Source organism: Aquitalea pelogenes, from assembly GCF_001515305.1.
Lineage (GTDB): Bacteria > Pseudomonadota > Gammaproteobacteria > Burkholderiales > Chromobacteriaceae > Aquitalea > Aquitalea pelogenes.
In genome coordinates this window covers 20,829-41,639 of sequence record NZ_LNQV01000037.1, presented here as the reverse complement: position 1 = coordinate 41,639, position 20,811 = coordinate 20,829, and the positions used below count along the sequence as shown (strand labels likewise).

The window sequence follows — 20,811 nt, the reverse complement described above, 5'->3', positions numbered from 1 at the left end:
ACCACGCGGTTCAGGCCGCTCACCTCGCACAGCACCCGGTACAAGGGCACCAGCAACCAGGCAAAGCCGAACATCAGCAGCACCGCCAGCAATAGCTTGCGCAGCAATACCGCATTGGCCATCCGCACCCTGTCCATGCCCGGCCCCCACTAGCCCTGCCCGCCTTCCCGCATGCTCAGCACCACGCCGTTTTCAGCGGTTTCCAGCTGTGGCGGCGGGTTGAAGCTGTGGTAAGGCGCAGGCGTGGGTATCTGCCACTCCAGGGTGTTTGCCCCTTCCCATGGCTGTTGCGGCGCGGCTTTGCCATGGCGCAGCGAGTACAGGATGTTCAGCAGGAAAATCAGCTGGCCCAGGCCAAACATGAAGGCGCCAATACTGGCAATGCGGTTGAAATCGGTAAATTGCAGCGCGTAATCCGGAATGCGGCGTGGCATGCCGGCCAGGCCGAGAAAGTGCATGGGAAAGAAGGTGACGTTGAACCACAGCAAGGACCACCAGAAATGCAGCTGGCCCAGCCGCTCCACATACATGCGCCCGGTCATCTTGGGAAACCAGTAATACACGGCGGAAAACAGGCTGAACAAGGCACCGGCCACCAGCACATAGTGAAAATGCGCCACCACGTAATAGCTGCCATGCAGCTGGACATCCACCGCCGCCACACTCAGCGTCACCCCGGACAGGCCGCCGATGGTGAACAACAGGATGAAGCCGATGGCAAACAGCATCGGCGTTTCAAAACTCATGCTGCCTTGCCACATGGTGGCAATCCAGTTGAACACCTTCACCCCGGTGGGCACGGCAATCAGCATGGTGGCGTACATGAAGAACAGCTGTGCCGTGGCGGGCATGCCGGTGACAAACATGTGGTGTGCCCACACCATGAAGGACAGCACGCCGATGGAGCTGGTGGCATACACCATGGAGCTGTAGCCAAACAAGGGCTTGCGCGCGAAGGTGGGAATCACCTGGCTGACAATGCCAAAGGCTGGCAAGGCCATGATGTACACCTCCGGATGACCGAAAAACCAGAACACGTGCTGGTACAGGATGGGGTCGCCACCACCGGCAGCATTGAAGAAGTGGCTGCCGAAGTGACGATCGGTCAGCACCATGGTGACGGCACCGGCCAGCACCGGCATCACCGCGATGATGAGATAGGCGGTAATCAGGCTGGCCCAGGCAAACATCGGCATGTTCATCATGCGCATGCCCGGCGCACGCAGATTGATGATGGTGACCACGATATTGATGGCCCCCATGATGGAGCTGATGCCCAGGATGTGAATGGCAAAAATGGTGAGATCCATGCCCATGCCCAGCTGTACCGACAGCGGCGCATAGAGCGTCCAGCCCGCCGCCGCCGCGCCGCCTGGCACGATGAAGGACAGCAGCAGCAGGGTCATGGCGGGTGGCAGCAGCCAGAAGCTCCAGTTGTTCATGCGGGCAAAGGCCATGTCAGGTGCGCCTATCATCAAGGGCAGCATCCAGTTGGCCAGCCCGGTGAAGGCCGGCATGATGGCGCCGAACACCATGATCAGCCCGTGCAGGGTAGTCAGCTGGTTGAACAGCTCCGGCTGGAAGAATTGCAGACCGGGACTGAACAGCTCGGCACGGATGCACAGCGCCAGCACCCCGCCCACCAGAAACATGCAGAAGGCAAACCACAGGTACATGGAGCCGATGTCCTTGTGATTGGTGGCAAACAGCCAGCGCGCCAGCCCTTGCGGCTTGTGTGCCGGTACCATGCCATGCGCCGTATTGCCTGCCAGATCCATGACCGCCTCCTAACCGCTACTGCCGCGCAGCGCGTGGATTTCCGCAGGCTGTATCACCTGCCCGCTATGATTGCCCCAGGCATTGCGCTCGTAAGTGATGACGGCAGCGATATCGGTATCCGACAACTGCTTGCCCCAGGCCTGCATGGCCGGATTGCGCTGGCTACCATAAAACACGATGTGCAGATGCGCGGCCTTGTCGCCATTGACCACCGGCGAGCCGTCCAGCGCCGGGAAATTACCGGGAATGCCCTTGCCGCTGGCCTGATGACAGGGCAGGCAGTTCTGGCCGTACACCGTTTCGCCCCGCTGGCGCAGCGCCGCCAGCGTCCATACCCTGGCCGGATCATCCGCCGCAGCCGCCGCCTGTTTCAGCCTGGCATCGCGCCAGCGAGCATAGTCCTCCGGGCTGCGCGCATCCACCACGATGGGCATGAAACCGTGGTCCTTGCCGCACAGCTCGGAACACTGCCCGCGATAAATGCCGGGCTTGTCCACCATGAACCAGGCATCACGCAGAAAGCCGGGAATCGCATCCTGCTTCACCCCCAGCTGTGGCACCCACCAGGAATGGATGACATCGTTGGCAGTCAGCAGCAGCCTTACCTTGCGCCCGGTAGGCAGCACCAATGGCTCGTCCACCTCCAGCAGATAATGTTCCGGCCGAGCAGCACCGGCCGCGGTGGCGGTGCGCGGGGTGGACAAATGGCTGACAAAACCGAAGTTGTCATCCAGATAGTCGTAACGCCATTTCCACTGATAGCCGGTGATGCGGATGGTCATGTCCTCGCCATGCGTGCTTTTCTGGCTGAGCACGGCACGGGTGGCCGGCCAGGCAATGGCCAGTAGGATCAGCAATGGAATCACTGTCCAGATGATTTCCACCGTGGTGTTTTCGTGAAAGGTTCTGGCGCGGTAAGCGCGTGATTTGCGGTGTCGCACGATGGCAAACAGCATCACCCCCGACACCAGCAGGAAGATAAGCCCGGTCACCCACAGCAGCATGCTGTGCAGGTCGTATTCCAGTCTGGCCAGAGAAGTGGCGGGGGCCTGCAGATTGAAAGCCGCAGTTTCCCCTTGCACGGCGGTGCTGTGGAGGGCAAACCATATGGCGCTGATGCCGCAGAGGCGAAGGCAGGACATGCGTCCCCCTTTTCCGGCCGCAGGATGGCTGGCGGCCTGTTCAAACACTGACAACAAAATTCAACAGCTGTTTGCAATGCTAGGTCAGATGAAAATAAAAACAAGAATCTTTCATGTCGCACTGCGGCAGTGATGTAAATTCAAAATGCATGAACTTGTAATTGGGTTACGATGGCAAATAATGATGATTAGTCCGCATCATTTACTGCTAAAACCTGTCAGCCCACATCGCAGACATCCATCATGCCCAATGCCAGTCGTGATCAGTTCAGCGCCAACCCGCATTTTCTTGCCTCCCTATCCGGCTTGATGGCCCGTCAGCCGATTGTGGTGGAACACACCCTGGCGGCGCAGGACGGCAGCATCCTGCTGCGCAGCGGCATGACCTTGCAGGAAAAACATGTTCAAGCCCTGCCGCAACACCAGCTGCGCACACCACTGGAAGCCAGCCTGGCCTTGCCGCAGTTCGCTGGCCATCGCGTATTGCATGAGCGCTTTTGCCAGCTACTGGAACAACACTGGCTATTACAGACACTGCTGGAAAAGCCGGCACATCGCCATGCCTGCCTTGCCGTACTGGAAGACTTGCCGCTCAATCACGCGCTGCTGGTGCTGTTGGCCATGCTGGAAGAAAAACAGCAACTGGGGCACAGCCTGTTGTGCTGCCTGATCAGCCTGGGACTGGCAATGCGTACAGGTCAATCCAGCGCCCTGCTGGAGCAAATTGCGCTGGCAGCCCTGTTTCATGACATCGGGGAGCTTTATCAGACACCACGCCAGAGCAAAACCGCCGATGACAGCGAATGGCGGGTGCGCCTGACGCATCCCTTGATCGGCTATCGCCAGATGTTGCAGCTGGGCCAGCATGCGCAGCTGGAAGCCATCGCCCTGGCCATCTTGCAGCACCACGAGCGGCTGGATGGCAGTGGCTACCCGCGCCGGGAGAAGGAAAAACAATTGGGTGTGGCCGGCCAGATCATTGCCGTGGCGGACATGGCCACCCAGATGCTGCTGCATCAAACCCATGCCCACCAGCGGCTGGATATCGCGCTACGCATCATCCCGGGGGAATTTCATCGCCCGTCGGTGTCCTTGCTCAGCCGTCTGCTACGGCAACAGCAGGCCACGCCGGTGGGGAACAAAGCAGGCAATGCCACAGCCATGCTGCATGACTTGCTCAAGCACATCGGCGAAATCACGCATTTGCTGCTGAATTTGCAGGAAGAAAAACTGGGCAGCAGCGGTGCCGCGGTACTGCAGCGCTGCCTGAGTCAGTTTGATGGCATTCAGCGCTCGCTGTTCAGCACCGGCATGCAGGGCGGCCACCCACTGGCGCAGGAAGACGACCTGCAACTGGAAATCATGCTGGTCTGTCAGGAAGTTGCCTGGCGACTTCGCAATCTGGGACGGGATGTCAGCCTGTCACAGGACAGGCTGGGGCCGGATGACAGCATGCTGTTCCAGGATTTGAGCAGCACGCTGCTGGCCAGCCCGGTCAGCCATTGACCGGCGCACCTTCATAGGGAAGTTCCAGCAGCAGCGGTACGTTGATGGCTGCCTTGAGGGTAGCCAGATTGTCGGCATAGGCCAGTTGCTGCGGCACCACCCGGTTGGCCACCCAGCCGGCCAGCGTCAGGCCGGAAGCCTCAATCGCCCTTACCGTGAGCAAGGCATGGTTGATGCAGCCCAGCCGCATGCCCACCACCAGAATCACCGGCAGTTGCAGCGCCCGTGCCATGTCTTCCATGTACACCCCATCGGCCAATGGGGCCAGCCAGCCACCGGCGGCCTCCACCAGCACGGTATCCGCCTGACCCGCCAGTTGCCGGTAGTGGCTGACAATATGCTCCAGTGAAATTTCCACCCCGGCTTCGCGCGCGGCGATATGCGGTGATACCGGCGGCAAAAAGCGGTAGGGGTTCATCAGGTCCAGATCCTGCTGTCCGGTTGCCGCCACCAGCCGGGTCACGTCGTCATTCTGCCAGCTGCCGTCGGGCAGAATCTCGCAACCGGAAGCCACCGGCTTCATCGCCACCACCCGCTGGCCCTGCGCCTGCCAATGACGGATCAGCGCGACGGCGGAATGGGTCTTGCCGATTTCGGTATCGGTGCCGGTAATGAAAAATCCCTGGGACATGATGTGGGTGCCTTGCATGAATGAAGCAGGCGCGATGATAACGCGGGACAGCCGGGAGAGTAAGACGGGTGTCAGCCCGCCAGCGCGACAACGCCGACCTCCTGGGTCGGCTGTCTGCCGCACTGGCCTTGTGAGCCGGGGCTGAATGGGAAGCGGCCTTGTGAGCCTGTGGTTTCAATCAAAGGGTGAACTGAAACCTGTTGCCGGATGGCTACCACCGGGCGGGTCCGGCCTGACGGGAACGGGATGGGGAAAATCCGTCAGACCAGTCCCGGGCTGTGGCAGTTAGCCCGGCTGAAAACTAAATCGTATTCTTAAACGTCGCCTTGTGCCTTCACACGCTCCTGACGGTTGCTCAGCTTGTTCAGTGCGGACAGATAAGCCTTGGCACTGGCCACAATCACGTCGGTATCAGCACCCTGGCCATTCACCACACGGCCATCCTTGGCCAGACGCACGGTGACTTCGCCCTGCGATTCGGTGCCCTTGGTGATGGCGTTCACCGAGTACAGTTCCAGTTCGGCCGCGCTGTTGACCGTGCTTTCGATGGCCTTGAAGGCGGCATCCACCGGGCCGGAGCCGCTGGATTCGCAGCGTTTTTCCACGCCGTGTTCGACAAACACGATGGCAGCTTGCGGGGCCTCTCCGGTTTCGGTGTTGATCTTCAGCGACACGAACTTGTAGTCCTCCTGCAGGGTGGACACCATTTCGTCCGACACCAGCGCGTGCAGGTCTTCGTCGAAAATTTCGCGTTTGCGGTCAGCAAGGTCCTTGAAGCGGGCGAAAGCGGCGTTCAGTGCCTCTTCGCTGTCCAGCACGATGCCAAGATCGGTCAGCTTGGTCTTGAAGGCATTGCGCCCGGACAATTTGCCCAGCGTCAGGCGGTTGGCACTCCAGCCCACGCTTTCGGCGGACATGATTTCGTAGGTTTCGCGATGCTTGAGCACGCCATCCTGATGGATGCCGGATTCATGGGCAAAGGCGTTGGCACCGACAATGGCCTTGTTCGGTTGCACCGGATAGCCGGTGACGGTGGACACCAGCTTGGACGCCGGCACGATCTGGGTGGCATCGACACGGGTTTCCACGGCAAAGATATCCTTGCGGGTACGCACGGCCATGACGATTTCTTCCAGCGCGGCATTACCGGCACGTTCACCCAAGCCGTTGATGGTGCATTCCACCTGACGGGCACCGCCCAGAACTGCGGCCAGGCTGTTGGCCACCGCCATGCCCAGGTCGTTGTGGCAATGGGCGGACCAGATCACCTTGTCGCCACCCGGCGTCTTGCTGATCAGCTCGCGGAAGAAGGCCTCGGTGGCACGCGGCACGGCGTAGCCCACGGTATCCGGCACGTTCAGCGTGGTGGCACCGGCCTTGATCACTTCGCCAAAGATGCGGGCGAGGAAGTCGATGTCCGAACGCAAGGCGTCTTCGGCGGAGAATTCGACATCATCGGTGTATTCACGGGCAATCTGCACTGCCTTTACCGCTGCAGCCACCACTTCATCCGGGCTCATGCGCAGCTTCTTTTCCATGTGGATGGGGCTGGTGGCAATGAAAGTGTGGATGCGACCACGCGCAGCAGGCTTGATGGCTTCACCGGCGGCACGCACATCGCGCTCGTTGGCGCGGGCCAGGCTACAGACGGTGGAATCCTTGATCACCTCGGCAATGGCGCGGATGGCTTCAGCATCACCCGGGCTGGCAGCGGCAAAACCGGCCTCGATCACATCCACACCCAGACGTTCCAGCTGACGGGCGATACGGATCTTTTCTTCCTTGGTCATGGAAGCGCCCGGCGACTGCTCGCCATCACGCAAGGTGGTATCAAAAATGTAAAGACGGTCGCCCATGTCGAATGCTCTCCCTTGTCCCTGTGCTGCTGTCCCGGCGGCGTTCAGGTAATCGTTGAAATCGAATCTCTTGCCCTGGCTGGCGGCTAGTTGTGCCAGTTTGTTCAACTGTGACAGCGGCAGGCTGCCACGTTCTCTCCATTTGTAGATTGCTGCACGGCTGACCGGCTCATCGGGAAACAGCTGACTCAGGCCTTCAGCCACCGCACCGGGGCCGCCCAGGTCTTCGATCAGTCGTTCAATGTCCAATTGCATGTTGTGCTCCTGCAGCAAAGTTTTAACCAATGTATCGATTGGACAATATTTCGTCAAACACGCAGTGCAACATGGGCTGGAAAATCAAAAATCCTGTGTCAAATATGCAAATATTGGACATTAAGTCCAATAATTCATAAAAAATGGCTGCCGCAGACACCAAAAGCCGTCAGTGCCCGGATTGAGCCATCAGAACAATTCAGACAAAAATTGGACAATTCTGTCCAATACCTACATCACGCCGGGCAATAAAAAACCCCGTTGCGCCAGGCGCCAACGGGGTGATCTGTACAGCCAACAGCAGCTTCAAAGCATCACGGGCTTCGGCTTGCACCAGTGCCAGGCCGCCATCACATAGCCGGACAGCGCATAGCAGACAAAGAAGCCGAACAGCACCAGCGGCGGCTCGGACATCAGCAGCAGCAAAGCCACCACCAGCGCCAGCAGCATCACAAACGGTACGCGACGGCGCAGGTGGATTTCCTTGAAGCTCCAGAACTTCACATTGGTCACCATGGTAATGCCGGAAAAGGCGGTAAAGCCCAGCAGAACCCACTTCAAACCCGGCAGGCCGGTGTAGTCATAGGCATGGCAGATCCACACCAGGCCAGCCACCAGCGCCGCTGCAGCCGGGCTGGGCAGGCCGGTAAACCAGCGTTTGTCAGTGCTGCCTATCATGGTGTTGAAACGGGCCAGCCGCAGTGCTGCGCCGGCACAATGGATGAAAGCCACCATCCAGCCCAGCTTGCCCATGTCCTTGAGCAGCCATTCATAGGCCACCAGTGCCGGTGCCACACCAAAGCTCACCATGTCCGACAGGCTGTCGAACTCGGCACCAAAAGCACTCTGACTGTGCGTCAGCCGGGCAACGCGGCCATCCATCCCGTCCAGGATCATGGCGACAAAAATGGCGACGGCGGCAATCTGGAAGTTCTGGTTCATCGCCTGCACGATGGCGTAGAAACCGGCAAACAGCGCGGCCAGGGTAAAGGAGTTGGGCAACAGGTAAATACCCTGGCGGCGCAGGGATGGCTTGCCCGGAACGGGGTCATGCATCATGAAGTTATCCGTAAGCGAAACAGTCGATACGGCGCTGAACCGGCAGGAATACAAGCCGGTAGTCAATGCGTCGACGATCTGGATAAATCGGGCGCCGAAGCGCAGAACCGTCTAGTTTAATCCAAGCCGCTGTCAGCAGCAAAACCGGGCCAGAACCGATACCGGGCAGGCCCGTGACAATGAAAAAAGCCGGGTTGCCCCGGCTTTGCACACTGACCGACTTCGAAATCAGTTCTTGGACTGGTCGACCAGTTTGTTCTTGGAGATCCAGGGCATCATGGCGCGCAGTTCGGCACCAACCTTCTCGATCGGGTGATCGGCGGTCAGGCGACGACGGGCAGTCATGCTCGGATAGTTGGTCTTGCCTTCCAGGATGAACATCTTGGCGTATTCGCCAGACTGGATGCGATACAGGGCCTTTTTCATGGCTTCCTTGGTGGCGGAGGTCACCACTTCCGGGCCGGTCACGTACTCGCCATACTCCGCGTTATTGGAGATGGAGTAGTTCATGTTGGCGATGCCGCCTTCGTACATCAGGTCGACGATCAGCTTCAGTTCGTGCAGGCATTCGAAGTAAGCCATTTCCGGAGCGTAACCGGCTTCGGTCAGGGTTTCGAAACCGGCTTTCACCAGTTCTACCGCGCCGCCACACAGCACAGCCTGTTCGCCGAACAGGTCGGTTTCGGTTTCTTCGCGGAAGTTGGTTTCGATCACGCCACCCTTGGTGCCGCCGTTGGCAGCAGCATAGGACAGGGCCACGTCACGGGCCTTGCCGGACTTGTCCTGGTACACGGCGATCAGGGTCGGCACGCCGCCACCCTTCACGTACTCGGAACGCACGGTGTGGCCCGGGCCTTTCGGGGCGACCATGATCACGTCCAGGTCTTCACGCGGAACGATCTGGTTGTAATGCACGTTGAAGCCATGGGCGAATGCCAGGGCAGCGCCCTTCTTGATGTTCGGGGCGATTTCGTTGCGGTATACGTCCGGCTGCGATTCGTCCGGCAGCAGAATCATCACGACATCAGCCTTCTTCACTGCTTCGGCCACTTCCTTGACCTTGTGACCAGCGGCTTCGGCCTTTTTCCAGGACGCACCGTCCTTGCGCAGACCAACAATCACATCAACGCCAGACTCTTTCAGGTTCTGGGCGTGGGCATGGCCTTGCGAGCCGTAACCGATGATGGCTACTTTTTTACCCTTGATGATGGAAAGATCCGCGTCCTTGTCGTAATACACTTTCATTTGCTTCGTCCCTTGTTATCCGGGCGGCCACCTGCTGTGGCCGCCGCCAGATGTATAGATATATCAGATTTTCAGAACCCGTTCACCACGGCCAATGCCGGATGCGCCAGTACGGACCGTTTCCAGGATCACTGCGCGGTCAATGGCCTCGATAAAGGCCCCCAGCTTGTCGCTCGTACCAGTCAGCTCGATGGTGTATGTCTTTTCCGTAACATCGATGATGCGACCGCGGAAAATATCCGCCATGCGCTTCATTTCTTCCCGGTCCTTGCCGGTAGCGCGCACCTTGATCAGCATCATCTCGCGTTCGATGTGCTCGGATTCATTGAGGTCTATCACCTTGACCACCTCGATCAGCTTGTTGAGCTGCTTGGTGATCTGCTCGATGACTTCGTCAGAACCATGCGTGACGATCGTCATCCGTGACAGTGTCGCGTCCTCGGTTGTCGACACCGTCAGAGAGTCAATGTTGTAAGCCCGGGCCGAAAACAGGCCCACCACGCGGGACAGTGCGCCCGCTTCGTTTTCCAGCAAGATCGAAAGAATATGTCTCATACCGTCCGCCTCAGCACATATTGCCGTAGTCACGGTTGTTCTCGAAAGGAAGCTGCTGGACATCGCGCATGTGCGGCGGCAAGTCCATCTGGTCCAGGCCCTTGCCGTTCTGGATCATCGGGAACACGTTCTCGGACTGATCAGTACGGAAGTCGAGGAATACCAGGCGCTCCTTCAACGCAGGGCCAAACGCCTCGCGCAACACCGGTTCCACATCGGACGGGTTTTCAATCTTGAAGCCAACGTGGCCATAGGCCTCGGCTACCTTCACGAAGTCCGGCAACGCGTCCATGTAGGACTCGGAGTACCGGGTTCCGTAGAAGAATTCCTGCCACTGGCGCACCATGCCCAGGTAGCGGTTGTTCAGCGCCACCACCTTGACCGGGGTATGGTATTGCTTGCAGGTGGACAGCTCCTGGATGTTCATCTGGATGGAGCCTTCGCCGGTGATACAGGCGACGGTTGCATCCGGATTGGCCAGTTGCGCGCCCATGGCTGCCGGCAAACCGAAGCCCATGGTACCCAAGCCGCCGGAATTGAGCCACTGCTTTGGATTATCGAACTTGTAATACTGCGCGGCCCACATCTGATGTTGTCCCACATCAGAGGCGATGATGGCCTTGCCGCCGGTGATCTCGTACAGCTTTTCCACCACGTATTGCGGCTTGATCAGCTCGGTGGACGGGGTGTACAGCAGACAGTTGTGGCCACGCCATTCTTCGATCTGCTTCCACCAGCCAGCCAGATGGCCGGCATCCGGCTTCTGACCGGACTGACGCAGGATGTCCAGCATTTCACGCAGCACGTGCTTGACGTCGCCCACGATGGGTACGTCCACCTTCACGCGCTTGGAAATGGAAGACGGGTCCACATCGATGTGGATGATCTTCTTCGGCTGCGACAGGAAGTGCGAAGGCACGCTGATCACGCGGTCGTCAAAGCGCGCACCGATGGCAATCAGCACGTCACAGTACTGCATCGCCATATTGGCTTCGTAAGTACCGTGCATACCCAGCATGCCGAGGAATTGCGGATCGGAACCCGGATAGGCACCCAGGCCCATCAGGGTGTTGGTACACGGCAGGCCCAGCGACTTCACCAGCTCGGTGACTTCGGCCGCGGCATTGCCCTGTACGGCACCGCCACCGACATAAATGTACGGACGCTTGGCTTCCAGCAGAAGGTTGATGGCCTTCTTGATCTGTCCCGGATGGCCGCGGGTGGCAGGCACATAGGAACGGATGTGCACGTTTTCCGGGTAGTGGAATTCGGCACTTTGCTGGGTGACATCCTTGGGAATATCCACTACCACGGGGCCGGGACGGCCGCTCTTGGCAATGTAAAAGGCTTTCTTGATGGTGGCTGCCAGGTCGTTGATGTCCTTGACCAGGAAGTTGTGCTTCACGCACGGGCGGGTAATGCCCACCATGTCCACTTCCTGGAAGGCGTCCAGACCAATGGCCGGAGTGGCCACCTGACCGGAAATCACCACCATCGGAATGGAGTCCATATAGGCCGTGGCAATGCCGGTAACGGCATTGGTGGCACCCGGACCGGAGGTCACCAGTGCAACGCCCACCTTGTCGCTGGAACGCGAGTAGGCATCAGCCGCGTGCACGGCAGCCTGCTCATGACGTACCAGAACGTGCTTGAATTTGTCCTGCCGGAAGATGGCATCATAAATTTCCAGAACTGCGCCGCCGGGGTAGCCGAACAGAAATTCGACCCCTTCTTCCTGCAGGCAACGGACCAGGATTTCCGCGCCCGATATCTGCATCTTGTGCCTCTTTGTCTTGTCTTGCAGTCAATCTTGGCAATTGACTTGTGTTTCATCCCGTTGTGATGAAAGACCTTAGCGTATCCCTCAAATAATGGTCAAGGCTTTTGTGCAGGTGCAAAAACGCGCTAAGCCACGGTAAAAACAGGGAAATCCCCGGGGTGGTCTTGCCTGCCCGGCTCTGCTACTATCTTCGGCTGGCATCAACCTGAATCCCCTTCTCACATGGCAAGCCGCAAGGAAATGGCCGACTTTCTGCTGTCGGTGGAACGCCGCGCCTTCAAGCAAGCCTTTTACGCCGTTCGCAACGACGAAAATGCGCTGGATATCGTGCAGGACGCCATGATGAAACTGGCAGACCGCTACGCCCACGCACCGGCGGCCGAACTGCCGCTGATCTTCCAGCGCATCCTGCAAAACACCATTCGCGATCATTTCCGCCGGGCCAAGGTCAGGAATTTCTTTGGCACCTTGCTGTCGTCCCTGCTGCCGGTACGTGAGGAAGACGAAACGGCCGACCCGCTGGAAACGCTCAACATTGCCGCGGATGAGGCCAGCAGCAATCCGGAAAAATGGTATGCCCGCAAGGAAGTGGCCCAACTGATTGACGGCGCGGTGCAACTGCTGCCCACCCGTCAACGCGAGGCCTTTCTGCTGCGTTACTGGGAAGGACTGGATGTTGCCGAGACGGCCAGGGTAATGGGCTGCTCTGAAGGCAGCGTCAAAACCCATTGTTCGCGCGCCACGCATACCCTGGCCGCCATCCTGCAGCAAAAAGGAGTGGTGTTATGAAACCTTCGAACCACCCACTTGGCGGGGAAGAAAAGCTGACCCGCTCCGTCAACCGTATCCTGAATCATCCCGCGCAGGACGTGGACCCCAAGATCAGACAGGGCCTGCAACAAGCGCGAGAACAGGCAATGGCGCGCTTTGACCAGCGCATTGCCCAGCCAGCATCACTGGGAGAACAACTTGGCTTGTGGGTGCTGCGCCATACCCAGGCACTTCGCCGCAGTGCGCTGGCCCTGGGCTTTGCCATGGTAGCCAGCACCGGCGTATGGCTGGCTGAAGGCTTGCTGATGGAAGAAGAAGCCGTTGATGCCGCCATCCTGTCGCACGAACTGCCGCTGGAAGCGTTCATGGACCCGCACTTCACAGGCAATCTCCATGACTAAGCCACGCCATGTCCTGCCAATTGTCTTGCTGGGCAGCCTGCTGGCCATGCCGGTGAGCGCCAGTCCGCTGAATAACCCGCGCTGGGACCAGCTGGATAGCGAACAACAAACCGTGATGGCACCGCTGGCCAGCGAATGGGACCGTTACGCACCGGAAAAAAAGAAAAACCTGCTGGCCATCGTGCCGGAGTACCGCAGTCTGGATGCTGCCGGTAAACTGCGGCTGCAAAGCAAGCTGAAGATCTGGTCGGACCTGACGCTGGAACAACGCCAGCAAATCCGCAACAACTGGAAAACCCTGCAAGGCCTGTCACCGGCCGAGCGGGAAAAAGCCATCCAGCGGCTGAAACAGGCCGCATCCAGACCACAAGCTTCCGGTTAACCCCCTACTCGCTTCCATTTCATGCCTTCATTGTTTCCCGATGCCAGTTTTGGCCGCCGACTGTGTAGCCAGTTTTACGAGCTGCTGCTGATTGCCGCCCTGTTGCTTACCGTTTCTGCCGTGATGACCGGCCTGCAGGCCTGGCTGGGCCGCTCGCTGCTGCTGGACCTGCTGACCCAGCTGGCCCTGGCCGGCAGTCTGTTTGGTTATTTCGGCAGCAGCTGGGTCAAGTCCGGACAGACCGTTGCCATGAAGGCGTGGCGTCTCAAGCTGGTACGCCAGGACGACAATCAACTGATTGACTGGCGTCAGGCCGGTTTCCGTTATGTCATCGCCCTGTTGCTGTTTGTCGGCATGCCGGCCATCTCCTACCTGGCCTGGTCGCGCAATCTGGGCCATGGCCGCGAGGCCCTGCTGATTTCACTGGCCTGGTGTGCCCTGCCCTACCTGGCAGCCTTTTACGACAAGGAACGCCTGTTCCTGCACGACAGGCTGGCCCGCACCCGCCAGATCACCTTGCCCAAGGCGCCGCACCCGGGCAAAGGCAAGCAAGCGGCCTGAGTCACCGGCCTGTGGCAAGTTTACCCACAGGATGCTGATGGACACCCGATCAGGCTGAACGGGCGAATGGCCCGTCTGGCCTGACATGACAGCCGGGCAGCCCCTGCAGCAGGCCATTCAATCGCCCGCAAATATCTTCAAGAAAAGATACTTCACCGACAACTCATGATACGCTTTGCGCCCGGAACGGAAAGCCACGCCCCTCCCTTACCTGGAATATCGCAGAATGCATCAACAGCCTGATCAGATCGACCGCATCGTCGCCCTCTGGAATGAAGTACGCCCCGAACTGGACGCTTCGTCCACCCACGTGATTGGCCGCATCGTGCGGATGGAGTATTTCATTACCCGCCGTGTCCTGCAGGATCTGGCCCGCTACAACCTGAATGTCGGTGAATTTGACGTGCTGGCCGCCTTGCGCCGCCGTGGCGAGCCCTACCAGCTGTCGCCCAATCAGCTGCAAGGCATGGTGCTGATTTCCTCCGGCGCGCTGACCAACCGTATCAACCGCCTGGAAGAAGCTGGCCTGGTCACCCGCTCGCCCGACCCTGAAGACCGCCGCGGCGTGATTGTCACCCTGAGCGCCAAGGGCTTTGCCGTGATCGAAGAAGCCGTGGTCAACCATCTGGCTGCCGAGGCCGAACTGATGGAAAACCTGGATGAGGCCGAAAAAGTACAGCTGGCCGGCCTGTTGAAGAAACTGCTGCAAACGCAGGAAGACTGAACACCACGCCCACTCAATCAAAAAGCCGCCATCAGGCGCTTTTTGATTGCTTACAGACCGATGATCAGCAGCAGATTGGCGCCGCAGATCAGCGTGAACAACAACCAGCCCACCGTCTGCATCCGCGGAGACAAGGCAAACGCCCCCATGTGCTGCCGGCTGGAGGTCAAACGCAACAAGGGCCACATCGCCAGTGGCAATTGCAGGCTGAGTACCACCTGGCTCCACACCAGCATGCGTCCCACCGCACCCTCGCCCAGCAGCAATACACCGAGCAAGGCAGGCAGCAAGGCCAGACCACGGGTAATCAGCCGACGTTGATAACATGGAATGCGGATGTGCAGGAAACCGTCCATGATCACCTGTCCGGCCACCGTGCCGGTCAGCGTGGAGCTTTGCCCGGACGCCAGCAAGGCCAGACCAAACAGCAAGGCCGCCGCACCGCCAGCCAGCGGGGTAATCAAGCGGTAAGCCTGTTCGATATCGTCCACCACCGGCTGGCCCACCGCATGGAAGGCGCTGCCCGCCAGCACCAGAATGGCCCCGTTCACCAGCATGGCCAGCAGCAGCGACACCACCGTGTCCACCCGGCACAGCGCCAGCGTATCGCGCAGGCTGTGGTTGCCGCTTTCCACCTTGCGGGTTTGCACCACCGAGGAGTGCAGGTACAGGTTGTGCGGCATGATGGTGGCACCGACAATGCCCAGGCCCAATACCACGGCCTGGTGCAAATCACCTCCCGGATTCGAAGGCAACAAGCCGCGCGCTACTGCCGGCCAATCCGGCCCCACCATGAACACCTGGATGGCAAAACACAGTGCGATGGTAGCAATCAACCCCAGCACCACGGCCTCGATCTGCCGGAAACCCTTGCCCTTCATGCCCAGCACGATGACGGTATCAAATGCCGTCAGTACCACCCCCCAGGCCAGCGGGATACCAAACAACAATTTGAATGCCAGGGCGCAGCCCAGTACCTCGGCCACATCGCAGGCAATAATCGACACTTCTGCGCTCAGCCACTGCACCACCCTGCCGGTGGGTCCGTAATAGGCGCTGCTGGCCTGGGCCAGATCCTGCCCGGTGACCAGACCAAGCCGGGCGGCCATCAGTTGCAATACCATGGCCACCAGGCTGGACAGCACCACAATCCACAACAGGCCATAGCCAAAGCGAGAACCAGCTTCGATATCGGTCGCCCAGTTGCCCGGGTCCATATACCCCACCGCCACCAGCAGACCGGGGCCGGCAAAACGGCGCAGCCGCTGCCACCAGGGCGCGCGGGCATCAATACGGATGCTGCCTTGTACTTCAGCGGGACAAAACGGAGCGGTTGCCGTGCGGGGAAGGGAAAACATGCAACATCCTCAAGCGAAGAGGAAAGAAAAATGCACGCTATTTGCGTGCAAAGTCTACTGACCTAAAGGCAGGTTACTACCAGCCACTTTGACTGGTACTGGCGCAGTCCAGGACCATTGTTTTTTCCAGGCGCCAATCACCAGATTGGGATATTCCGGCCGACCCAGGCTGCCGTTGTAACGGCCCAGTGCGCGATAGAGATTGCCGCGCTCCATGTCCAGATAATGGCGCAGGATGGTGCAGCCATAGCGCAGGTTGAGCGTGAGTTCGAACAGATTGTGCTGCGGGTTGCCGATTTGCCTTACCCAGAAGGGCATCACCTGCATCAGGCCACGGGCACCGGCAGGGGAAATGGCGTATTTGTTGAAACCGCTTTCCACCTGGATCAGGCCCAGCACCATTTGCGGGTCCAGCCCGGCGCGGGTGGCCTCGTATTGAATGGCAGTGAGCAGGTGTTCGCGCATCCAGCTGTCCGGAATACGCTTTTGCAGGCGGCGCGACATCTCGGTCAGCCAGGCCTGGCCTTCCTGCGGGGTGTCAAACACCAGCCGCGGCGCATTGACATCGGCAATGGTACGGCTCATTGCCGATGCCACATTGGCAGCCAGTGCCTCCTCGCGCTGCGCACCCGCCCATGCTGGCGAACAGGCCAGCATGGTGGACAGGGCAAGCAGCGTCAGGAGGATTTTCATCAGGACAGTTTGGCGAGCAGATGTTCCAGAATAGCATCTGCAGCGACGGGCGTTGCCGCAGCATCACGACGCTGCTGGTACTCGACCTTGCCTTCCTTCAGGCCACGATCGCCGATGGTGACGCGATGCGGCGCGCCAATCAGCTCCCAGTCGGCAAACATGGCGCCCGGGCGTTCGCCACGGTCATCCAGAATCACGTCCACACCCTTGGCCAGCAGACCGGCGTACAGGCTGTCGGCAGCGGCCTTCACTTCGGCGGAACGATCGTAGCCAACCGGGCAGATGACCACGGCAAACGGGGCGATATTGTCCGGCCAGATCATGCCCTTGTCGTCGTGGTTCTGTTCGATGGCGGCACCCAGGATACGGGTAACACCGATGCCGTAGCAGCCCATCTCGAACGGTTTCGGTTTGCCGTCTTCATCCAGGAAGGTGGCGTTCATGGCGGCGGAGTATTTGGTGCCCAGGTAGAACACATGGCCTACTTCGATGCCGCGCTGGATGGCCAGCACGCCCTTGCCATCCGGGCTGGGGTCGCCTGCCACCACATTGCGGATGTCGGCCACTTCCGGCTCGGCACAGTCACGACCGAAGTTGGCACCGGTGTAGTGCTGGTCGTCTTCGTTGGCACCGATGACAAAGTCGGCCATCTTGGCCACGGTGCGGTCGGCAATGATGCGACCCTTGAAGCCGACCGGGCCCAGCGAACCCGGATTGGCACCGAAAGCCTCACGGATGATGGCCGGCGAGGCCATGGTCAGCGGCTTCTTGATGCCCGCCACTTTTTCGGCCTTCACTTCGTTCAGTTCGTGATCACCACGTACCAGCATCAGCACGGCTTCGCCTTCGCTGCCTTCCACCACCAGCGCCTTGACGGTGCTCTTGATGTCGATGGACAGGAAATCCACCAGCTCGGCAATGGTTTTTACCTTGGGGGTATGTACCTTGGTCAGCGCAGCGCTGGCGGCCGGGCGCTCACCGGCCGGTGCCACGGCCTCGGCCAGTTCGATATTGGCGGCGTAGTCGGAATCCGGGCAGTAGATGATGGCATCTTCACCGGTATCGGCAATCACCTGGAATTCGTGCGAGCGGTCACCGCCAATGGCGCCGGTATCGGCAGCCACTGCACGGTAAGTCAGGCCCAGACGGTCAAAAATGCGGCAGTAGGCGGCATACATATTGTCGTAGCTCACACCGGCGGCTTCGGCGCTGCGGTCGAAGGAGTAGGCATCCTTCATGGTGAACTCGCGGCCACGCATCACGCCAAAGCGCGGGCGGCGCTCGTCGCGGAACTTGGTCTGGATCTGGTAGAAGTTTTTCGGCAAGGCGCGATAGCTGCGCAGTTCGCTGCGGGCAATGTCGGTAATCACTTCTTCGGCAGTCGGCTGCAGGGCAAAGTCACGTTCGTGACGGTCCTTGAAGCGCAGCATTTCCTCGCCCATGGTGTCCCAGCGGCCCGACTCCTGCCACAGGCCGGCCGGCTGAACCACCGGCAGCGAGACTTCGATGGCACCGGCACGGTTCATTTCTTCGCGCACGATGTTTTCCACCTTGCGCACCACGCGCAGGCCCATCGGCATCCAGGAATAGATACCGGCAGCAACCTTGCGGATGAAGCCGGCACGAATCATCAGCTTCTGGCTGGTGATGTCGGCGTCGGCGGGGGCTTCTTTCAGGGTGGAAATGAAAAACTGCGATGCGCGCATGATGCGTCCTTGGTATTCGGCTAAATAGGGTTGATTGTAGCGTTTTGCACGGCTGACGGGAAAGCATCCTGACAGTGCAAGCCCACAGCGTAGCTGTCCGGATCAATCGTGACGACATTGTGGCTTTCCGCCGACAAGCCCGCAGGGAAAGCAGCGGGCATTGCAGCATTAGCTTGGCGCTGTCCTGACTCAGTAGTAACCTTCGCGCTCACAGGCCATACCGAATTCCGCAGCGCAACAAGACGGAAAGGAATGGCAGTTGCATGCTCAACCCACAATAGAAGTCACACACAAATCATGCAGGCTCACAATAAACAGGCCATGACCGGCCTGACGCTGGCTGCGCTGGGCGTGGTGTACGGGGATATTGGTACCAGCCCGCTGTATACCTTGCGCGAATGTTTTACCGGGCATGGCATTGCCACTACGCCTGACAATATTTTCGGCATCCTGTCGCTGATCTTCTGGTCCCTGATCTTCGTGGTTTCCATCAAGTACGTGGTGTTCGTGCTGCGCGCCGACAACCACGGCGAAGGCGGCATCATGGCGCTGATGGCGCTGGCCCGACACTATGTCACCCATGCGGCACGCTGGAAGGTGGTATTGCTGGGGCTATTCGGTGCCTCACTGTTTTATGGCGATGCCATCATTACCCCGGCCATGTCGGTACTGTCGGCGGCAGAAGGGCTGGAAGTACTCAGCCCCAGCATGCAACCTTACGTCATGCCCATCGCCATTACCGTGCTGGTTGGCCTGTTTGCCTTGCAACGCTTTGGCACGGCCAGCGTGGGCATGCTGTTTGGTCCGGTGATGCTGGCCTGGTTCTCCATCCTCGGTTTGCTGGGCGTGCTGCAGATCGTTCAGGCACCCGGCATCCTGGCCGCCGTCAATCCCTGGTATGCCTACAATTTTGTCGCCCACCATGGCGTTGGGGCCTACCTGACACTGGGTTCGGTCGTGCTGGCGCTGACCGGTGCCGAGGCACTGTATGCAGACATGGGGCACTTCGGCAAAACGCCGATCCGTCGTGCCTGGTACGGCCTGGTATTGCCCGCGCTGGTACTCAATTACTTTGGCCAGGGCGCATTGCTGATGCTCAAGCCCGAAACCATCAAGAACCCCTTCTTCCTGCTGGCACCGCAATGGGCTCTGCTGCCTTTGATCATCCTGGCCACCCTGGCCACGGTGATTGCCTCGCAGGCCGTGATTTCCGGTGCCTATTCGCTTACCCGTCAGGCCATCCAGCTGGGCTACAGCCCGCGCATGGAGATTTCCCATACCTCGGAAAAGGAAATCGGCCAGATCTACCTGCCCTTCGTCAACTGGGCCTTGCTGGTAGCGGTGCTGGTGGTGGTGGTGATTTTCCAGAGCTCGGATAATCTGGCCTCGGCTTACGGCATTGCCGTCACCGGCACCATGCTGATCACCACCTTGCTGTTCTTCGTGGTGGCCCGTGTCAACTGGCGCTGGCCGCTACCGCTGGCACTGGGCATTACCATCTTCTTCGGCATCATCGATACCGCCTTCTTCAGTGCCAACCTGCTCAAGCTGTTCTCCGGCGGCTGGCTGCCACTGGTATTGGGCATGATCATCTTCATGCTGATGACCACCTGGAAGCAGGGTCGCAAGCTGCTGTTCGACCGTCTGCGCGAACAGGCACTGCCGCTGGACAGCTTCATCGAAAACCTGGAAGCCTTCCCGCCCACCCGCGTACAGGGCACGGCGGTGTTCCTCACCAGCACCCTGCATGGCGTGCCGCATGCCCTGCTGCATAACCTCAAGCACAACAAGGTGCTGCACGAGCGCATCGTGCTGATGACGATCCGCACCGAGGACGTGCCTTACATCAATGAGGATTCGCGTCTGGAAGTGGTGCAGCTGTCGCCCTCGTTCTGGCGTGTGGTGGCACGTTACGGCTTCAAGGAAGACCCGAGCGTGCTGAACGTGCTGTCGCTGTGCGAGCGCGATGGCCTGGCCTTCGAACTGATGGATACGTCCTTCTTCCTGTCGCGCGAAACCATCATTTCCACCGAGCGGCCGGGTATGGCACGCTGGCGCGAACGCCTGTTCGTGTGGATGAGCAAGAACGCACTGCGTGCAACCGACTTCTTCCAGATTCCCACCAACCGTGTGGTGGAACTGGGTGCCCAGGTTGAGCTGTAGTCAAGTCACTACATCAAAAGGCAGGCTTTTTAGCCTGCCTTTTTTATTTGCCCAAGCAAAATCACCCAATGTAATCGTTTACAAATCCAATCCATCATTCAATATTTTCTTTATTTATCATGTAGTTATATCAAAAATCAGGTTGCAATCAGGTTTTGATACAGCCACTTGCAACAAAAATGGCCGCTGCGAAGCAGGCGGCCAAATGATGCAAAACGGATGAAATTTTACTATGTAGTGGCAA

Annotated in this window: 18 protein-coding genes; 7 read left to right on the top strand and 11 right to left on the bottom strand. The window is 59.2% G+C overall.

Going from position 1 to position 20,811, the window contains the following annotated elements; translation table 11 throughout:
• Positions 1-149 precede the first annotated feature (149 nt).
• Together ctaD and coxB are read right to left on the bottom strand one after the other, a co-directional pair.
• Positions 150-1,778, bottom strand: a complete 1,629-nt coding sequence (gene ctaD / locus AWT75_RS15135; RefSeq protein WP_193394090.1) for a cytochrome c oxidase subunit I — start codon at positions 1,776-1,778, stop codon at positions 150-152.
• A 9-nt stretch (positions 1,779-1,787) separates the two neighbouring features.
• The gene (gene coxB, locus AWT75_RS15130; RefSeq protein WP_082696136.1) at positions 1,788-2,921 is read right to left on the bottom strand and encodes a cytochrome c oxidase subunit II; all 1,134 of its coding nucleotides are present in this window, start codon (positions 2,919-2,921) and stop codon (positions 1,788-1,790) included.
• Between the two features lie 243 nt (positions 2,922-3,164).
• On the opposite strand from coxB, the gene AWT75_RS15125 reads away from it, so the two are divergent.
• Positions 3,165-4,427 (top strand): HD-GYP domain-containing protein, encoded by a 1,263-nt coding sequence (locus AWT75_RS15125; RefSeq protein WP_062790085.1) that lies wholly within the window; start codon positions 3,165-3,167, stop codon positions 4,425-4,427.
• On the opposite strand, the gene bioD is transcribed toward AWT75_RS15125, so the two are convergent.
• The 6 genes from bioD to ilvB form a co-directional block, all read right to left on the bottom strand.
• Positions 4,417-5,058, bottom strand: coding sequence for a dethiobiotin synthase (bioD, locus tag AWT75_RS15120; RefSeq protein WP_062790096.1), 642 nt, complete (start codon positions 5,056-5,058; stop codon positions 4,417-4,419). The two genes, AWT75_RS15125 and bioD, sit on opposite strands and share 11 nt — an antisense overlap.
• Before the next feature lie 314 nt (positions 5,059-5,372).
• A complete protein-coding gene (locus tag AWT75_RS15115) occupies positions 5,373-7,169 on the bottom strand; it encodes a 2-isopropylmalate synthase (protein ID WP_045845775.1) in 1,797 nt (598 codons plus the stop codon).
• A gap of 306 nt (positions 7,170-7,475) precedes the next feature.
• Entirely contained in the window at positions 7,476-8,225 is a 750-nt protein-coding gene (gene pssA, locus AWT75_RS15110; protein ID WP_420835430.1) for a CDP-diacylglycerol--serine O-phosphatidyltransferase, read from the bottom strand.
• Between the two features lie 231 nt (positions 8,226-8,456).
• Positions 8,457-9,473: a ketol-acid reductoisomerase gene (gene ilvC / locus AWT75_RS15105; RefSeq protein WP_045845777.1), complete on the bottom strand. Its 1,017-nt coding sequence runs from the start codon at positions 9,471-9,473 to the stop codon at positions 8,457-8,459.
• A 63-nt stretch (positions 9,474-9,536) separates the two neighbouring features.
• A complete protein-coding gene (gene ilvN / locus AWT75_RS15100) occupies positions 9,537-10,028 on the bottom strand; it encodes an acetolactate synthase small subunit (RefSeq protein ID WP_045845778.1) in 492 nt (163 codons plus the stop codon).
• 10 nt (positions 10,029-10,038) lie between these two features.
• Positions 10,039-11,805 carry a biosynthetic-type acetolactate synthase large subunit gene (ilvB, locus tag AWT75_RS15095; RefSeq protein WP_045845779.1) on the bottom strand — a complete coding sequence of 589 codons (1,767 nt, stop codon included), beginning with the start codon at positions 11,803-11,805 and terminating at the stop codon, positions 10,039-10,041.
• Between the two features lie 225 nt (positions 11,806-12,030).
• Here ilvB and AWT75_RS15090 point away from each other — a divergent pair, with 225 nt between their 5' ends.
• The 5 genes from AWT75_RS15090 to AWT75_RS15070 all read left to right on the top strand — a co-directional run bounded on the left by AWT75_RS15090 (position 12,031) and on the right by AWT75_RS15070 (position 14,647).
• On the top strand, positions 12,031-12,597 hold the full coding sequence (locus AWT75_RS15090; protein ID WP_062790077.1) for an RNA polymerase sigma factor: 567 nt from the start codon (positions 12,031-12,033) through the stop codon (positions 12,595-12,597).
• A complete protein-coding gene (locus AWT75_RS15085) occupies positions 12,594-12,980 on the top strand; it encodes a DUF3619 family protein (protein WP_062790074.1) in 387 nt (128 codons plus the stop codon). Before AWT75_RS15090 ends, AWT75_RS15085 begins: the two co-directional genes overlap by 4 nt.
• Positions 12,973-13,362 carry a DUF3106 domain-containing protein gene (locus AWT75_RS15080; RefSeq protein WP_161937760.1) on the top strand — a complete coding sequence of 130 codons (390 nt, stop codon included), beginning with the start codon at positions 12,973-12,975 and terminating at the stop codon, positions 13,360-13,362. Before AWT75_RS15085 ends, AWT75_RS15080 begins: the two co-directional genes overlap by 8 nt.
• Before the next feature lie 21 nt (positions 13,363-13,383).
• Positions 13,384-13,923, top strand: coding sequence for an RDD family protein (locus AWT75_RS15075; protein WP_062790068.1), 540 nt, complete (start codon positions 13,384-13,386; stop codon positions 13,921-13,923).
• A 226-nt stretch (positions 13,924-14,149) separates the two neighbouring features.
• Entirely contained in the window at positions 14,150-14,647 is a 498-nt protein-coding gene (locus tag AWT75_RS15070) for a MarR family winged helix-turn-helix transcriptional regulator (protein WP_045845784.1), read from the top strand.
• 50 nt (positions 14,648-14,697) lie between these two features.
• Here AWT75_RS15070 and AWT75_RS15065 read toward each other — a convergent pair whose 3' ends face one another.
• Genes AWT75_RS15065 through AWT75_RS15055 form a run of 3 tightly spaced genes read right to left on the bottom strand, consistent with a single transcriptional unit; the run spans position 14,698 to position 18,404 of the window.
• Positions 14,698-16,005 carry an Nramp family divalent metal transporter gene (locus tag AWT75_RS15065; protein WP_062790065.1) on the bottom strand — a complete coding sequence of 436 codons (1,308 nt, stop codon included), beginning with the start codon at positions 16,003-16,005 and terminating at the stop codon, positions 14,698-14,700.
• A 54-nt stretch (positions 16,006-16,059) separates the two neighbouring features.
• A complete protein-coding gene (locus AWT75_RS15060) occupies positions 16,060-16,698 on the bottom strand; it encodes a lytic transglycosylase domain-containing protein (RefSeq protein ID WP_062790062.1) in 639 nt (212 codons plus the stop codon).
• The gene (locus AWT75_RS15055) at positions 16,698-18,404 is read right to left on the bottom strand and encodes a proline--tRNA ligase (RefSeq protein WP_062790059.1); all 1,707 of its coding nucleotides are present in this window, start codon (positions 18,402-18,404) and stop codon (positions 16,698-16,700) included. The genes AWT75_RS15060 and AWT75_RS15055 overlap by 1 nt, the downstream gene beginning before the upstream one ends.
• Positions 18,405-18,701: 297 nt before the next feature.
• On the opposite strand from AWT75_RS15055, the gene kup reads away from it, so the two are divergent.
• Complete coding sequence (gene kup / locus AWT75_RS15050; protein ID WP_062790055.1) at positions 18,702-20,567, top strand: low affinity potassium transporter Kup; 1,866 nt, start codon at positions 18,702-18,704, stop codon at positions 20,565-20,567.
• Positions 20,568-20,811 lie beyond the last annotated feature (244 nt).

What these genes read in the sequence shown, in the direction of transcription:
- coxB (WP_082696136.1), bottom strand. Translation starts at nt 2,921, where the DNA reads ATGTCCTGCCTTCGCCTCTGCGGCATCAGCGCCATATGGTTTGCCCTC.
- ilvN (WP_045845778.1), bottom strand. Translation starts at nt 10,028, where the DNA reads ATGAGACATATTCTTTCGATCTTGCTGGAAAACGAAGCGGGCGCACTG.
- AWT75_RS15085 (WP_062790074.1), top strand. Translation starts at nt 12,594, where the DNA reads ATGAAACCTTCGAACCACCCACTTGGCGGGGAAGAAAAGCTGACCCGC.
- AWT75_RS15075 (WP_062790068.1), top strand. Translation starts at nt 13,384, where the DNA reads ATGCCTTCATTGTTTCCCGATGCCAGTTTTGGCCGCCGACTGTGTAGC.
- bioD (WP_062790096.1), bottom strand. Translation starts at nt 5,058, where the DNA reads ATGTCCCAGGGATTTTTCATTACCGGCACCGATACCGAAATCGGCAAG.
- kup (WP_062790055.1), top strand. Translation starts at nt 18,702, where the DNA reads ATGCAGGCTCACAATAAACAGGCCATGACCGGCCTGACGCTGGCTGCG.
- AWT75_RS15115 (WP_045845775.1), bottom strand. Translation starts at nt 7,169, where the DNA reads ATGCAATTGGACATTGAACGACTGATCGAAGACCTGGGCGGCCCCGGT.
- AWT75_RS15125 (WP_062790085.1), top strand. Translation starts at nt 3,165, where the DNA reads ATGCCCAATGCCAGTCGTGATCAGTTCAGCGCCAACCCGCATTTTCTT.
- AWT75_RS15065 (WP_062790065.1), bottom strand. Translation starts at nt 16,005, where the DNA reads ATGTTTTCCCTTCCCCGCACGGCAACCGCTCCGTTTTGTCCCGCTGAA.
- AWT75_RS15080 (WP_161937760.1), top strand. Translation starts at nt 12,973, where the DNA reads ATGACTAAGCCACGCCATGTCCTGCCAATTGTCTTGCTGGGCAGCCTG.
- AWT75_RS15070 (WP_045845784.1), top strand. Translation starts at nt 14,150, where the DNA reads ATGCATCAACAGCCTGATCAGATCGACCGCATCGTCGCCCTCTGGAAT.
- pssA (WP_420835430.1), bottom strand. Translation starts at nt 8,225, where the DNA reads ATGCATGACCCCGTTCCGGGCAAGCCATCCCTGCGCCGCCAGGGTATT.
- AWT75_RS15060 (WP_062790062.1), bottom strand. Translation starts at nt 16,698, where the DNA reads ATGAAAATCCTCCTGACGCTGCTTGCCCTGTCCACCATGCTGGCCTGT.
- ctaD (WP_193394090.1), bottom strand. Translation starts at nt 1,778, where the DNA reads ATGGATCTGGCAGGCAATACGGCGCATGGCATGGTACCGGCACACAAG.
- ilvB (WP_045845779.1), bottom strand. Translation starts at nt 11,805, where the DNA reads ATGCAGATATCGGGCGCGGAAATCCTGGTCCGTTGCCTGCAGGAAGAA.
- ilvC (WP_045845777.1), bottom strand. Translation starts at nt 9,473, where the DNA reads ATGAAAGTGTATTACGACAAGGACGCGGATCTTTCCATCATCAAGGGT.
- AWT75_RS15055 (WP_062790059.1), bottom strand. Translation starts at nt 18,404, where the DNA reads ATGCGCGCATCGCAGTTTTTCATTTCCACCCTGAAAGAAGCCCCCGCC.
- AWT75_RS15090 (WP_062790077.1), top strand. Translation starts at nt 12,031, where the DNA reads ATGGCAAGCCGCAAGGAAATGGCCGACTTTCTGCTGTCGGTGGAACGC.